Below are 15843 nucleotides of genomic sequence, written 5' to 3' on the forward strand. Positions count from 1 at the left end.
TAACACATGACACTAAATAACTATTTAAAAGCACTTGCAGAAAACTCAAAAAGCATTCAATTTACCGATACAATGGCGGTGATTGAAGCAAATTACGACTTTACTGCATGTGGCTTTAATAACCATGGATTACTTAGCGCTGCGAGTGAGAACAACGGCTCATGTAAAATTTTTGCGTTTGCTAAATTAAACGATTTAAGTAAACAAAATACGTTAGATTGCTTTGGTAAGTTTTACCGACAAGACGTGCTGCAAAACCCAAAAGGCGATGATCACCTAAATATTCGCACTTTTATGTTAGCACCAGAGGCAACACCTTTTTTAGGTATTACCTTTGAAGGCGAGCCACTAAAAGAAAAATAGCCAGCAAAAATTAAAGTGGCTTTTCCATAAAGTAACGCGTACCTGAGCGTGGGTAATTATTAAGTTGATACTTAACACTATAACCGCGCTTTTCGTAAAAAGGTTTTGCTTGAAAATCAAGTGTATCAAGCTGAGCAGTTGTTGCTCCTAGCTCAATAGCAGCTTGCTCAAGTGCCGTTAGCAATTTATCTGCAAGCCCTTTACCTCGTGCACTATCGCTACACCAAAGCCAACTAATCATCAGCCAATTTCCAAACACACACCCACTAATACCGGCAACAAGCTCGCCTTGCTCATCAGTAAATTTATAGCCTAATGGCACTCTTTGCGCATCAAAATGCTGGGCGTTAAATTCAACCATTTGTGCGCGAAGCGCTGAGTTTAACGCATCGGTATTATCTACTTTTAATTGATACATTTATCGCCCTTAAAAAGCAGATACTAGCAAATTAGCTCAATCAATAAAGATTATTTTTACCGTAAGGTACTTCAAGCATATTGCTACCGGTTTTTTCTGGCTGACCGCACATTTCGTCGTAAGCGCTTGTTTGGCGCAGTACCATTTCGGCATACGCTATTTTGTCAAAACGCTTTTGAACATGCAGTGGGCTTAGCGCTCTTAAAAACTCACCGCTGTCTTCTGTTACATAGTATTCAACGTTATTAATCATTACTGATACTTGATAAAGCGCCATATCTAACGAGTGAACAATGACTTTTTGTAGCGGCTCGTGCTTTTTTAACTGTGAAAATTTAATACCCATCTTGGCTACCTTTTTATATTTAACCTGAGTTCTGGTTATTTAACATTATCGATACGCAGCTTTGCTATAATCTCGATCAAATTTTTATTAGCCGCTGGCGTCACACGTTATGAGCACAAAAATCCGACTCGCTAAATATATTGCCCATGCAGGTATTTGTTCTCGTAAACAGGCATCGCGTTTAATTGATGAAGGTGTGGTGACTGTAAATAATCGCCCAGCGAATCATATAGATCACGTTGATGAGCAAGACATTGTAATAGTGAATGAAAAAGAAATTAAAGGTGCTGCCGATTTAGTTTATTTTGCGTACCACAAACCAGTAGGTATTGACTGCAAATTAAATATTGATGACCCAGCCAGCCTTATTCACCATTTGCCCACACTCACCCGCGTTTACCCTATTGGTCGATTAGATAAAGACTCTCGCGGTTTGCTTATTTTGACCAACGATGGGGATTTTTGTAATCAACTAATACATCCTGACTTCCACCAGCCTAAACATTATTTAGTCACCGTAAATAAGCCTTTAGACGATGCTTTTTGTAAAAAAATGGCAGCAGGCGTACCCGTTGATAAACACATAACCCTGCCTTGTGAAGTAAATAAAATAGCCAGCAATCAGTTTAGTATTATTTTAAAACAAGGGCTAAACAGACAAATACGTAAAATGGCGCATTACTGCGGATATAAAGTAATTGATTTATCTAGAGTGCAATTTAGTGACCTCACCCTTTCAAAACTAAACCTACCTGAAAACCAATATATACAAATTAATAAAAACGATATTTCAAAAATCTAATACCAAGTCACTTAATTACATCTCAAAAATTTAAAAAATAAACTTGCAATTACAGATTACAGGTGTAGTCTTTAATTAAAGATTACATTTGTAGGCAATAGCATGATTGAGTTATCAAAAGCAGAGTTTGACGTGCTCGACGCACTTTGGGTTAACTACCCCGCCACCGCGAGCCAAATAATTGAGCGCTTAAGCGACGATAAGCAATGGCACGAAAAAACCATTAAAACCCTACTAGGTCGACTAGTAAAAAAAGGCGCACTTACATTTGAAAAAGAAGGTCGTCAGTATATTTATATGCCGTGTATGGAGCGCGCCGACTACACCTTAAAAGAAAGCCAAAACTTTATTGAGCGCTTTTTTAGTGGACGTATTGCGCCACTTGTAAGCGGCTTTGCTAAATCGGAGCAGCTTTCTCAGCAAGATATAAACGAGCTTAAAAAAGTTATAGATGACTGGGAAAAAAACCAAAAGTAAGGGATTAACATGGTTATTCAAACTAGTTTTAATTGGTTGATTGAGCAGCAATTACTATTAAGCATTTTGTTTTGTGGATTTATTTTACTCGAGCGATTTGGTTTAAAAGCCCTTGGCTCGCGGTTTGTATATAAATTAGCATGGCTATTACCTGCAGCATTGGTTATTGCTAATTTACCAAATGCGATTAAACCACTGCAAAATAGCAATATTAGCCATTACTTAATCACCCCTAACCAGCCTTTTACACATGAAATGGGTATTAGCTGGGCGCTCATGTATGTACTTATTACCGCAGGGTTATTAATAGCTAGCTTTATTACGCATACCCGCTTTGTTAAAAGCCTGCAGTTAACTGAGTTAATCCAATTTGAAGGTACTCTTGCCACTGGTATTAATGTCTATACCAGCCAACATGTAGCCACGCCAATGGTGGTCGGTATTTTAAACAGCAAGCTGGTGTTACCGAGTAACTACAATACCCAGTTTGATAAAGCCACATTAGCGCTTATTTTAGAGCACGAAAACGTACACATAAAACGCAAAGACAACCTAACAAACGCACTTATATTACTGCCTACTATTTTACTGTGGTTTAACCCACTAGCTTGGGTTTGTTACGCAAGCATGCGCCGACTACAAGAGCTGACTTGTGATGAACGGGTACTTAGCAATAAAACCACACAACAACATATTTTATATAGCAAAGCCTTAATAAACTGCGCGGCAAATGCGCCCACAGGGCTTATGGCTTATTCACACTACGGAGATAAAAAAACCATGTTACAACGACTAACTAATATAAAACACAGTGGGGAGCGTTCAAAGCTTGCTAAAGGTGGCTTATTACTTGTAGCCGCAAGTATGCTAAGTGGATTAGCGATTGCAAAGCAACCAGAGGCAATGACTAAAGAGGATCACATTTCACCGACAATGCGTATTGAACCCCTTTATCCAATACAAGCAGCTCAACAAGGCATCAGCGGCTCAGTGGTATTAAAGTACGATATAACTCCCAATGGTGAAACCGCTAATGTTTCTGTTGTTAGTGCAAAGCCTGAAGCCATATTTGACCGTGAAGCTAAAAAGGCGCTAAGACAGTGGCAATACAAACCCTCATCAATGGGTTATCAAAACGTACTTGTACAGCTCGATTTTGCAATAAACAATGAAGTTGCTAATACCGATTTAATAGAGCGAATTAAAGTATCGCACTAACTTTATTAGATTTTTCAAGACTACAAAGCAAGCGCCCTTTTAGGCTGCTTGCTTTGTGGTTTTACGCCATAAAGTTATAAGCTCACCACAATCATGGATATGGCTGTACCCAAACCAATAAACCACACTAATGAGCGAATTATATCTAGGTTCATATAGTAAAAAACGCAATACAAAATACGCGACACAATATGCGTAACCGCTAGCGTTTCGGTCACTGCACCTACAGAGTTAGTGCCCAGTACAACTGCAATAGCGACAGCAAAAACAGCGAGCGATTCAAAACAGTTTTGATGAGCAGCGAGCGCCCGTGCACCAAAGCCGGTTAATTTTATTTGTTGCGCCCTTGGATGTTTATTGTCGTATCGACCTAATTTTGCCATTGCTATAGCAACCGGCACTTTTGCAAAGTAAGGCATTAATACCGCAAGTAATGCACATACAACTAATGTTGTCATAATTTATCCTTTTGATGTTTCGGATAATTTAGCATAAGCGCAATAAAAAAGCCGCCAGATACGTTTTATGACAAACGCTGGCGGCTAACAATAACATCAGGCTTACTATAGCTAAATATATCCTCAAACCCATGCGACATAATGTCGCAGATGATGAATATTCAACATCATAGTTAATGCATCGCTTTACTTCACAAAGCTTGTTAACTTTACTGCCTTACATTTTAACGATGACGACCATGACCTGGATATTTTTCACTTTTTTAGCCGCCTTTATGCAAGCATGGCGTAATGCCTTGCAAAGTAAATTAAGTAACGATGTGAGTGTGGCTGGCGTAACCCTCTCTCGCTTTATTATTGCAGGCCCTATTGCTGCCGTGTATTTATATGGCCTTTATCAATATCAAGATACCGCCATGCCTACGTTTAATAATGCCTTTTGGGGATTTATTATAGGCGCAAGTGTGATGCAAATACTTGCCACTGGTTTAATGGTTAAGTTATTTAAAATGAATAATTACGCCGTAGGTGCTGGTCTTGCCAAAAGCGAGGCGTTAGTGGCTGCTATTTTAGGTGTATTATTTTTTGGCTCGGCACTTTCTTTACTCGGTTGGCTTGGTGTGTTTTTTGGCGCTATTGCCGTATTGCTACTCAGCGGCATAACAAGCGTTAAACACTTTAATGCTAAAACGGCATTATTAGGCCTTGCTTGTGGTACTTGCTTTGCACTTACCTCACTGTGGGTACGTGAAGCGAGCTTAAATTCAGGATTATTATTCCCACACTCAGCCGCTTGGGTTTTGCTGTTTGTAATTAGCTTACAAACACTAATACTACTGGGCTATTTATTATTAAAAGAGCCGCAAACGCTCAGTAAATTGTGGTACTACAAAGGCACTACAGCCGCTATTAGTGTTTTTAGTTGTATCGGCTCTATTGGCTGGTTTAGTGCAATGAGCTTACAACATGTTGCTTACGTTAAAACACTTGGACAGGTTGAAGTATTTTTTACCATGCTAATTGCCGTACTTTGGTTAAAGCAGCCACTTAAAAAACAAGATACTGCAGGCTTAATACTCATAGCCATTGCCGCTGTTTTGGTTATGTTGCCGAATTAATGGCAACATAAAAAAGCGCAGGCTTTTATACCTGCGCTATTCATAATTAAGCGTTTATTCAAATTACCAATTAAGAGCTTATTTTAAGTGTTATCACACCGCTAATAATCATTAATACTCCCGCAATACGACCAAATGTAGCGGCATCGTTATAAAACAATATACCCACTAAAAACGTACCCGCAGCGCCAATGCCTGTCCACACGGCATATGAGGTGCCCATTGATATTTGCCTTTGTGCAAGCCACAACATAAAACCACTAGCGACTAAAAATGCCACCGCTATTGCGATGCCCTGCCAGCGAGTATCTGGGTTTTGTGAAACTTTTAAACCTATCGGCCAGCCAATTTCAAGTAAACCGGCAATAACCAAATAAATCCACGCCATTAAACATCTCTCTTTTTCAAAATTACGTCGTATAAATCTTCACGTCGATCTTTTAAGTTACGCACTGTACCTTCGCTGTGAAGGATTTTAAGCTTATCCATATCAAGGTCACTAAATAACAGCATTTCTGTATTAGGTGTGGCTTCGTTAAGCGTTGCATCGTGCGGGAACGAAAAGTCCGATGGCGTTAACACAGCCGATTGTGAGTACTGCACATCAAGGCTTTCTACTTGTGGTAAGTTGCCTACCGAGCCTGCAATAACCACATAACATTCGTTTTCTATTGCACGCGCTTGTGCACAATGGCGCACACGTAAGTAGCTATTTTTAGTATCAGTCCAAAATGGGACGAACAAAATATCTAACCCTTGTTTTGCTAATATACGTGAAAGCTCAGGAAACTCTACGTCATAACAAATTTGAATACCTACACGCCCAGCATCGGTTTCAAATACAGCAATTTTGTCGCCGCCTTGAATAACCCAATCGTTTTGCTCATGCGGGGTAATATGTATTTTACGTTGCTCGTCTATTTTACCGCTGCGGTGGCATAAATAACTTACGTTATAAATTTTATCGTCTTCGGCTAGCGGCATAGAGCCGGTAATAATATTGGCGTTGTATTCTATTGCCATACGCGACATCGCGTTTTTAAACGTTTCGGTATATTCCGCTAAATAACGAATCGCTTCAGTTTGATTGCTTTGATTTCCTAGCCCCATTAATGGCGCGTTAAAAAACTCAGGGAAGAGTATAAAGTCACTTTTGTAGTCAGATACGGTATCTACAAAGTATTCAACCTGCTTTAGCATTTCTTCAACCGATTCAACACAGCGCATTTGCCATTGCACAGCACCTACGCGCACAATTGATTTAGTTGACTCAAGTACCGTGTCGGTTGGTTCATACATAATGTTATTCCACTCAAGTAAAGTGGCGTAACCAACTGACTCTTGATCCTCCGGTAGGTACTTTTTAAGTAAACGTTTTACCTGAAAATCGTTAGATAACTGAAAACTTAAAATAGGATCGTATAGCTCTCTCTGATCTACTTTTGCAATGTATTCCATTGGCGTCATTTCATTACTGTGATTGTAATAACGCGGAATACGCCCACCCGCTAAAATAGCGCGTAGGTTATATTGGCGGCACAGTTCTTTACGGGCATCATAAAGGCGACGACCTAAGCGCATGCCTCTGTGAGTTTCGCTAATGGCAACATCTAAGCCGTATAGCGCATCGCCGTCGGTATCGCTAAATACCCGGTCGTGACCATCTGCGATGTCTTCGTATGTATGCGGGTTTGAAAAACGTGTGTAATCAACTTGTACACTTAATGCTAAGCCCACCAGCACACCGTCATCTACAATACCTATTTGCCCTTCAGGAAATTGGTCTATTAATCTAAAAATGGTATGACTTGGCCACGCACCACCTAAGTCGGGATACGCTTGATCCATCAAGGTTTTAATTTGCGGATATTGCTCTCTGGTTAAGTTACAAATTTCAAGATGGGTTTTTTCTGCCGACATACACAACTCCTTTAGGCATAAGAAAATAAAAGCCGAATGTACGCTCGATTAAATCAAGAATACACTCAGCTTTGTATCATGTTTTTTACTTTAGATGTACTACTTTAAACTGCGATAAAAAAGTGTGGTTACTTTCTCTTTTGGTAACCAGCCTGCGTATTCAAGACCAAGTTCTGCCAATGGATCGGCTTTAAGTACTTGCTCTAAGCTTGCATTATTTTGCATTGCTTTTAGCATCACATCTTTCGCATTTTGAACTAGCTTACCATACGCTATCAGTCCTGAACGGTCACTTACCTTACCGTGTCCTGGTATTACTTTAGTGTTGTCGTCAATTTGTTTAACTACATCGTCTACTGCCGCTAAAATACCATCAACGCTACCGCCGCTATCTACATCAACAAACGGTAAGCTGCCAAAATTAAAGTAAATGTCGCCCATGTGCACTATGTTGTCGTTACTAAAAAAGACAACCGAGTCGCCATCAGTATGTGCATGTTCGTAATGCACTACATGGGCGTGTTCATTATTAAAATGCAGTTTTAAATCGTTACCAAAACTAATGCGCGGTAAAAAGTCTGACCCTTCTCCATGCTGCTCTTCTAAACGTTTATGTACATTGTCGTGTGCTATAACGTGCGCACCCGCTTTAGCAAAGTTTTCGTTACCACCGGTATGATCGCCATGATGGTGCGTATTAATAACAAACTCTGCACTGCCTGGCTTTAAATCGCTAATCGTTTTTTTAATGTCGTCTGATAACTTGGCAAACTGATCATCAATAATGTAAATGCCATCATCGCCTACACTTGCTGCAATATTACCGCCTTGCCCAAATAGTACGTATACATGCTCACTTAGCTTTTGTGCTGTTACTGGACCCTCGTCTGCTTGCGCTGCTGTACTTAGTAATAAACCTGTTATTAATGCGGGTAGTATTTTTTTCATTTTTGTTCTCTGTTGTATGAATTAATAAATATAGAACGTTTTTATCACTATTTAAGCTCACTCACTGATCACTTAAACGTTATTTAATAGGACTTATTACTATTTGATGTATTAATTCTTGCGGCAATAAAGGTGTATGTTTACCCTCTACGTAATCACTAAACCCCGCTCTATAAAATTCAGAAAGAGGATGCCCCGATTGCCCACCGGGAATAGCTAAAATTGCATGTTCTAAATGCCCAGGTTGAGCAATAAAACGCTGCGATGCGCCAAAACTACGCCCTTGTACGGCGGGCATGTAGCTATCACCAAAACCCGCTGCTGTGGGCATATTTAATAACTTAGCAAGTAACGGCATTTGCTTTGCAAACGGATGCTCTATCACTAACTCATTGACCTTGCCCCACTGCCAGCTTTGCACGTTATTGCCAAATTGCTCAGTAAGTTTAGTGATAGTTTGGTTAAATGCACCGTGTAATTGTGCATCCCAATTTTTAAATTGTGGGTTTATCCATGTGTCGGGTTTGTTGTTAATAAGCTGCCAAACTGCGGGCTCTAAATCTCGTTTTACGTATTTAAGCGTGCCTTGCTGTTTATTTAATTGGCTTTCAATATTACTAAATAAAATATTAATCACTTCATCGCGGTAGCGCTTAACTAAGGTATACCCTATGGAGGTTGAACACGCACATTGCTGCCAATTTTCGAGCGCTGTTATATATTGCTGATTTTTAGTTTTATCGGCTTTTAATTGCTTTAACAGCAAAGCATGCCAAGGCATTAAAAAACGAGCTTGATTATCGAGCTGTAGTGCGTAAAAGTCGCTCTCTGCAAATGTTTGTTTTTCAAATAATCTATCGCGGATTTGACTCGAACGTGCACCGAGTGCATAGCCACCATTGCCAAAACGGGCGTTATCTTCAGCCGATACCACGCGAGAGTTGCCAGTCCATAATCTGCCGCTTTGTGGGTTTTTAATAAAGGGACGTTCTAATTCGGTTTGCTGCCAAAGCACTGAGTAGTCATCGGCATTTACGCCAAGCTCACTTGGCGTTTTACGAGCCGGTATACCGCCCATGTTTTTCCACGCGGCGCTACCTTGGCTATCTACCACCATTAGGTTTTGCACCGGAATGCCCACATCGCTTGCTACAGCAAGTACATCATCTACTGTTTTGGCTTGCTCTAACTTTAATAATTGCATATTAACGGCGTAAGGCTGATGTGCAGCCCAGCTCAATGCATAAGGTTTTTCGTTAATGTATTTTACAGGTCCGTATTCGCTAAGTATTAATGAGTAGTTTTCGATTCCCCCGTCGGGTAATGCAATAGGTTCATCAACTTGCCATGTTTTACTGTCATCATTTAAGGCAATCCAATCGGCTGTATCTAAATAGCCGTTAGTAAATCCCCATGCAATATTATTGTTAGTGCCCACCACAATGGCAGGCGCTCCCGGCAGCGATACACCTGTTACCTGAGCGGTTTTTCCATTTTGTATATAATTTAATTGTGCTCTGTACCAAATAACCGGCACTGCCATCGATAAATGCATATCATCCGACACCATACCAGCACCTGTTTTAGTAAGCGTTCCTGTAACTGCCCAGTTATTACTACCGCGCTCTTGATTGGCTTCAATGCTTTTAACTGTGTGCTGTGTTTGAGTGGGCAAGGTGGGTATACCGGCGTTATAAGGCGCTAATTTACTGCCATCAAGTGCGGCTTGGTACTTACTCGGTTGCGTTAAAAAATCAACCATTTGCTTTGTGTACGCTTGCTCAATTTGAATAAGTGCTTGGTCGCGTTCAAATGTGGCGCTTTGCAAATCAAGGTACATGCTAAATATCACAAGTAGGCTGTCTTCACTTTGCCATGGCTTTTGTGCTGCACCTGTTAGTAAATATTCAAAGCTTGAATACCCTACTTGCGCTAAGCCTTCGTTTACACCTTGAGCGTAACTTTTAAGTAATTGCTTATCGGCATCAGGCAGCGTTTGTAAAATAATTTGGCTGCGTTTACGCAATTGATGAAAACGCATCTTTTTATCGAGCCCCAACGCGGCTTCGCCAAATAACTCACTTAGCTCGCCTGCGGCGTTACGCCTTAGTAAATCCATTTGAAAAAATCGGTCTTGCCCATGCGCATAACCTAAACCGTAGGCGGCGTCGTTTCGGCTATTTGCATTTATCACTGCTTGCCCTAGTGCATCGCGCGAAATTTTTACAGGCTCTACTACCGCATTACTGCGTCCGTTTCCATCAAGGGCGGGTAAACTTAAACTAAGCACACCATAAACGACGGCGGTACTTGCCAGCCCTAAAATCACAATTAATAATAACAAGCGTTTGATTACTTTAAACATCAACCTTTCCTTTGCACGTTTTGACCAAGCGTTAAGGGCATATAATAACCACAGTTTTATTAAATAATAATGTTCTTGCTCGCAAAGGGTGAAATAAACATCAAAATCCACGATAATGTCAGCTCCACACATCGTGCAGAACTAGTTGAGATCAATATGACTGAAAAAACATTTATCAAAGGTAAAGACCGCGACCTAGAATCGTCAATCTCTACCATGCAAAACAAGCTTGAAGCCCTACACATTAATGTTGAAGAAGCGCTTTGGCTTAATCCTGTAGCTAACTGTTATTCGGTTCATATAAAAGACAGTGACTGCGGTGTTATGTTTACCAATGGTAAAGGCGCAACCGACAAAGCCTCTATTGCCTCAGCACTCGGTGAATACTTTGAGCGTTTAAGCTGTAACTACTTTTTTGCAGACTTTTATCTAGGTGAAGAATTTGCCAATGGCGAGTTTACTCATTACCCAACCGAAAAATGGTTTAAAGTTGAAGGCGATGAAGTGCCAGAGGGTATTATGGATGAAAGCTTATGGGATTACTTTGACCCAGAGCGCGAACTTAACGCATCACACCTTTTTGATTTTAACTCAGGCAATATTGATCGTGGCATTTGTACCCTGCCATACACGCGCCAGCGCGATAACCAAGACGTATACATTCCGGTAAACGTTATTGGTAATATTTTTGTATCTAACGGTATGAGCGCAGGTAACACAAAATTTGAAGCTCGCGTACAAGGTTTATCAGAAGTATTTGAACGCGCTATTAAAAACCGCATCATCGCCGAAGGCATTTGTTTACCAATCGTGCCTGAAGACGTTGTTAAGCAATATCCTAAAATTCACGAAGCGTGTGAAGAGCTTCGCAGCCATGGCTTTCATTTACGTATTGCCGATGCATCGCTTGGGGGTATTTACCCAGTAATGAGCGTAACGCTTATTAACCCAACTGATGGTTCTGTATTTGCTTCTTTTGGTGCTCACCCATCATTTGAAGTTGCGCTTGAGCGTACCGTTACTGAGTTACTACAAGGTCGTCGTTTAGATCAGCTAGATGTATTCCAACCTGCAACATTTGATAACGATGAAGTAGCAACACCAGAGAACATTGAACTGCACTTTATTGATTCAAGCGGTTTGATTTCGCATGATTTCTTCCGTGCAAAACCTGACTTTGAATTTGTACACTGGGACTTTAGCGGCACAACAGAGCAAGAATATAACTTCTGTACTGACCTGATTCACAGCATGGATCACGATATATACATCATGGATTACACGCACTTAAACGTATACGCATGTCGTATTTTAGTGCCGGGCATGTCAGATATTTACCCTGTTGATGAGCTTATTTGGCGCAACAACAACGAAGGCGCAAAATTTCGCGAAGCATTCCTATCGCTTGATCAGTACGATGCAGAGCAATGGATGGAAATTTACGACAGCCTAGAAGAAGCCGGTCATAGCGATATTATCCGCGCCGCAGAATTTATTGGCTTAGCAACTGATGCCGACACACCATGGCACACACTGCGTATAGGTGAGCTTAAAGCGCACCTATGCTTAGCCGCAGGCAGCGAAGAAGCCATTGATTGGGTTGATTGGATACTTCATACGGGCCAAGTAAACGAAGATGCAATGCGCCACTTCCGCTGTTTAAAAGCGATTCTTGAAATTAAATACGATGACGAGCGCGAATACGCTGATTACCAAGATGCATTAGGCTTAATGTTTGGTGCTAATAATGTAGCGCTGGCTATAGAAATTGCCGAAGGTAAAAAGCAATTTAACGGTTTAACTTTTCCAGGTTTATCGCTTGAAGGCTTTAAAAAGCATGCGGCACTACTTGATGGTTACCGCAAGCTACACGTAGCAAAGCAAAATCATTGGGCACGTGAAGTTAGCGATTCGTAACTCGCTAAACTACTAATTATAAAAAATAAACGGCGCATTTGTTAATGCGCCGTTTTCATTTATGTCATAAATTAGCTATAGTTAATTTGCCTAAATTAACGCCACGATGTAGCTAATGCCACCGTCTAGTAATAACAAAAAAACGAATATTCATAACTTTAAGCTGACCTTTTGGTTATCGCTTACGCTAACTGTACTAGTTGGTGTTGTTCTTGATCGTATTAACTATAATCGTGTAAAAGATGCTCACCGCCTACAAATTCTTTCAGAAGTAAGTACTTATAGAGCTCAACTCGAATCAACCTTAGTTTCTAATATTCAACTAGTACGGGGTTTAGGTGTTGCCGTTGCCGCAGAACCGGGTTTAGAACAAGAACGCTTTGAACAAATCGCAGCTCCTCTTTTTGATACATCAAATGAACTTCGTAATATTGGTGGCGCTCCCAATATGGTCATTCAAATGACCTATCCTTTAAAAGGGAACGAAAAAGCAATTGGCCTTAATTTTTTAGATAATAAAAATCAGCGTACTGATGCACTTAGAGCTCGCGATACCAACACAATTATTATGGCAGGACCGCTAACATTAGTTCAGGGGGGGGAAGCATTAATCGCCAGGGTTCCGGTATATACACCTCCCAATAATGAGTTTTGGGGGTTGTTGTCGGTTGTACTCGATATTGACAAGGTTTATATCAATTCTGGTGTTTACGAATTAGAAAAACAGTACAACGTTGCCATTCAAGGGCGTAATGGTTTAGGTAAAAAAGGCGAGTTTTTTTTCGGCAATCAAAATATTATTCAACAAGATCCTCTTGAGTTCACTCTAAATTTTCAAGGCGGCAGCTGGCAGTTATATGTAGCGCCAAAAATCGGTTGGAGCCCTCCTATTTCATCAATATGGCCACTTCGGTTATCGATTATTATTATTTGCGGATTATTAATTTGGGCCTTTTTATTCTTTTTGAAAATGCTTAATCGTCAGCAACAAAACGAAAAAATGCTTGAAGCAATGAGTGATCTAGCTCAAATAGGCGCATGGTCATTTAACTTAGAAACTAAACAAGTGTATTGGTCTGATATGACCAAAAAACTATTTAAATACCAATTAAATAACCAACCAGAATGGCCTAAAGATTTAAACTACTTTAAAAAAGGCGCTAGCCGAGAAACAATTAAACCTTTAATTGAACGAGCCATAAAATATGGTGAAAGCTACGAAGTTGAATTAGAAGTAATGGATGCAGAAGGTGAATCTGTTTGGGTACTCGTACATGGTGAAGCAGAACGAAAGAATGGACGATGCACACGCATTTTTGGCTCACTACAGAATATTGATACCCGTAAAAAAATTGAATTAGAAAATAATAAAACCGCATTACATAACGAAATTTTAGCTTCTCTTACCGTTAATAAATTAATATTAAATGGGCAACTTAGCCAATCGAAAGATATTATCACTGAAGCAATCTGCCAAGCATTCGATATTAAACGTGCCAGTATTTGGTTTTTTAATGAAGACAAGTCTCAACTAAGCCCCTTTGCCATACATAGCAAATATTCGTCTAGTGACAAAATTGACTCTATTTGGCTAAGAAAAAACAACCCCGGCTTTTTCAATGCAATAGATCATCAAGCAGTATTTAATGCACCCGATGCACTAGAACACCCAATACTCGCACCAATTAAAGAGCAGTATTTAATGCCACTCGAGATTAAATCAATGCTGTGCGTAATTATTCCTGCGGGAAGTGGTGCTATAGGCGTTGTTTGCGCCGAGCAATGTCAATCCAAGCGCCACTGGTCTAAAAACGAAGAAAGCTTTTTAATTGCCGTTGCAGCGTTAATAGGCAGCTTGCACTCGAGCCAGCAACGAATTGAAACTGAACAAAAGCTGGTTGCCGCCAAAGAAACTGCAGAACAAGCTGTTGAAGCTAAAAGTGAATTTTTAGCGAGTATGAGCCACGAAATTCGCACCCCAATGAATGGTGTTTTAGGCATGCTTAATATAGTTAAGCAAACGCAACTAGACCTGCAGCAAAAGCATCATATCGAACTTGCTCAATCATCTGCTCAATCTTTACTTAATATAATTAACGACATATTAGACTTTTCTAAAATTGAAGCCGGTAAGCTCGATATTGAAAACGTGCAATTTAATTTACCTCGGTTATTAGGAGAAGTGGTTGAATCGTTTGCTTTAAAAGTAGAGCAAAACAATACAAAGCTTATTTTAGATGCCACTCAAATTACAGTTAGCGAAATAATTAGTGATCCGAACCGCTTACGCCAAATTTTGAACAACTTAATTGGCAACGCCGTTAAATTTACTATTGATGGCGAAGTAGTTATTACCGCCAAAGTAGATGAAACAACGGATGGCTCGTTTCTACAATGTTCAATTATTGATACTGGCATTGGTATTGACCCAAAAAAACAAGCATCGTTATTTGACTCATTCACACAAGCCGATGCTTCAACTACACGCCAGTTTGGGGGCACAGGGCTTGGCCTTGCCATAGTAAAACAACTGTGTGAGCTGATGAACGGTGAAGTAAGCGTAAACAGCATGCAAGGTGAAGGAAGTACATTTTCTTTCACAATACAAATACAGCCTCGCTTAAGTAAAGAACAAGATTTACCGAGTCATTTAATTAAAAACAAACATATTTTAATTATTGATGAGTGCTCGTTAAATGCAAATACAGCCAGCAAACAACTCACGGTATGGGGTGCAAAGGTTAATTGCATACATGACTATCTTGAGGTTGATGATTATTTAAATAATGTAACCACCCACCCTGAAGCTATTTTAGTTGATTACTACTTTTTTGAAAAAGCGCCGCAAACGCATATAACTGCGCTTAAAAACTTTATAAATATGCATAGTTGCAAGCTAGTTCTTATGGCGCCAATGAGTTATTCACCTGAGGAGTCTAAAGTAGGTATGGAAGTCGACTGTATGATTTTCAAACCACTCACACCTTCTGATTTGTTTGACTCACTCACTAACGATAAATACATTGAACAACAGCAGCAACAAGCACAACTACAAAATAAACTAACTAAAGCACCGGTACTCGATTCATCAGAGCCACAACTACTGCTCGTTGAAGACAATAAAATAAACCAAGTAGTTGCCTCGGCGCTCTTAAAGCAAGCAGGTGTGACTTTTGATATTGCTGAAAATGGGCTTGAGGCAATTGTAAAACTCAATGCAAAACAAGGTAAGCCATATAAACTAGTTTTAATGGATTGCCAAATGCCTGAAATGGATGGCTACCAAGCCACTAAAGCCATTAGAGAAGGCGATGCAGGTAAGGGTAATGAAAATATTACTATTATTGCACTTACAGCCAATGCCATGCAGGGCGATAAAGAAAAATGCCTAGCAGCAGGCATGAACGACTATTTAAGTAAGCCGCTCGATTTAGCCGCACTAAAACCTAAACTCCAGCAATGGCTTGGTATCCAATAAAGGTGTAAGCTAATA

The 15843-nt window shown here is 40.1% G+C and carries 14 protein-coding genes; 7 read left to right on the plus strand and 7 right to left on the minus strand.

The genetic code is table 11. The features are described from left to right. Window positions 1–6: 6 nt before the first annotated feature. Entirely contained in the window at window positions 7–363 is a 357-nt protein-coding gene (locus tag GQR54_RS12060) for a HopJ type III effector protein (RefSeq protein WP_166377874.1), read from the plus strand. A gap of 10 nt (window positions 364–373) precedes the next feature. Here the strand turns inward: GQR54_RS12060 and GQR54_RS12065 are convergent, their stop codons facing one another. Together GQR54_RS12065 and GQR54_RS12070 are read right to left on the minus strand one after the other, a co-directional pair. After that, window positions 374–781, minus strand: a complete 408-nt coding sequence (locus tag GQR54_RS12065) for a GNAT family N-acetyltransferase (RefSeq protein ID WP_165722702.1) — start codon at window positions 779–781, stop codon at window positions 374–376. 40 nt (window positions 782–821) lie between these two features. After that, window positions 822–1127, minus strand: coding sequence for a DUF6482 family protein (locus tag GQR54_RS12070; RefSeq protein WP_024589642.1), 306 nt, complete (start codon window positions 1125–1127; stop codon window positions 822–824). Between the two features lie 109 nt (window positions 1128–1236). Here GQR54_RS12070 and GQR54_RS12075 point away from each other — a divergent pair, with 109 nt between their 5' ends. The 3 genes from GQR54_RS12075 (at window position 1237) to GQR54_RS12085 (ending at window position 3624) form a co-directional block, all read left to right on the plus strand. After that, complete coding sequence (locus GQR54_RS12075) at window positions 1237–1929, plus strand: pseudouridine synthase (protein ID WP_166377876.1); 693 nt, start codon at window positions 1237–1239, stop codon at window positions 1927–1929. Window positions 1930–2031: 102 nt separating this feature from the next. Next, window positions 2032–2406 carry a BlaI/MecI/CopY family transcriptional regulator gene (locus GQR54_RS12080; protein WP_166377878.1) on the plus strand — a complete coding sequence of 125 codons (375 nt, stop codon included), beginning with the start codon at window positions 2032–2034 and terminating at the stop codon, window positions 2404–2406. 9 nt (window positions 2407–2415) lie between these two features. Continuing rightward, window positions 2416–3624 (plus strand): M56 family metallopeptidase, encoded by a 1209-nt coding sequence (locus GQR54_RS12085; protein ID WP_166377880.1) that lies wholly within the window; start codon window positions 2416–2418, stop codon window positions 3622–3624. A gap of 74 nt (window positions 3625–3698) precedes the next feature. Here GQR54_RS12085 and GQR54_RS12090 read toward each other — a convergent pair whose 3' ends face one another. After that, complete coding sequence (locus GQR54_RS12090; RefSeq protein WP_166377882.1) at window positions 3699–4082, minus strand: MAPEG family protein; 384 nt, start codon at window positions 4080–4082, stop codon at window positions 3699–3701. 239 nt (window positions 4083–4321) lie between these two features. Here GQR54_RS12090 and GQR54_RS12095 point away from each other — a divergent pair, with 239 nt between their 5' ends. Beyond that, window positions 4322–5200 carry a DMT family transporter gene (locus GQR54_RS12095; protein WP_197193212.1) on the plus strand — a complete coding sequence of 293 codons (879 nt, stop codon included), beginning with the start codon at window positions 4322–4324 and terminating at the stop codon, window positions 5198–5200. Window positions 5201–5270: 70 nt separating this feature from the next. Here GQR54_RS12095 and GQR54_RS12100 read toward each other — a convergent pair whose 3' ends face one another. The 4 genes from GQR54_RS12100 to GQR54_RS12115 form a co-directional block, all read right to left on the minus strand. Next, window positions 5271–5588: a multidrug efflux SMR transporter gene (locus tag GQR54_RS12100; RefSeq protein ID WP_166377884.1), complete on the minus strand. Its 318-nt coding sequence runs from the start codon at window positions 5586–5588 to the stop codon at window positions 5271–5273. Beyond that, complete coding sequence (locus GQR54_RS12105; protein WP_166112624.1) at window positions 5588–7120, minus strand: bifunctional GNAT family N-acetyltransferase/carbon-nitrogen hydrolase family protein; 1533 nt, start codon at window positions 7118–7120, stop codon at window positions 5588–5590. The genes GQR54_RS12100 and GQR54_RS12105 overlap by 1 nt, the downstream gene beginning before the upstream one ends. A gap of 99 nt (window positions 7121–7219) precedes the next feature. Then, window positions 7220–8068, minus strand: a complete 849-nt coding sequence (locus GQR54_RS12110; RefSeq protein ID WP_166377886.1) for an MBL fold metallo-hydrolase — start codon at window positions 8066–8068, stop codon at window positions 7220–7222. A gap of 79 nt (window positions 8069–8147) precedes the next feature. After that, window positions 8148–10433, minus strand: coding sequence for a penicillin acylase family protein (locus tag GQR54_RS12115; protein ID WP_166377888.1), 2286 nt, complete (start codon window positions 10431–10433; stop codon window positions 8148–8150). Between the two features lie 156 nt (window positions 10434–10589). On the opposite strand from GQR54_RS12115, the gene ycaO reads away from it, so the two are divergent. Then, complete coding sequence (gene ycaO, locus GQR54_RS12120) at window positions 10590–12350, plus strand: 30S ribosomal protein S12 methylthiotransferase accessory factor YcaO (protein ID WP_166377890.1); 1761 nt, start codon at window positions 10590–10592, stop codon at window positions 12348–12350. Between the two features lie 115 nt (window positions 12351–12465). After that, on the plus strand, window positions 12466–15828 hold the full coding sequence (locus tag GQR54_RS12125; protein WP_166377892.1) for an ATP-binding protein: 3363 nt from the start codon (window positions 12466–12468) through the stop codon (window positions 15826–15828). Window positions 15829–15843: the final 15 nt, after the last annotated feature.

It is taken from the genome of Pseudoalteromonas sp. Z9A4 (genome assembly GCF_011378845.1).
Taxonomy (GTDB): domain Bacteria; phylum Pseudomonadota; class Gammaproteobacteria; order Enterobacterales; family Alteromonadaceae; genus Pseudoalteromonas; species Pseudoalteromonas arctica.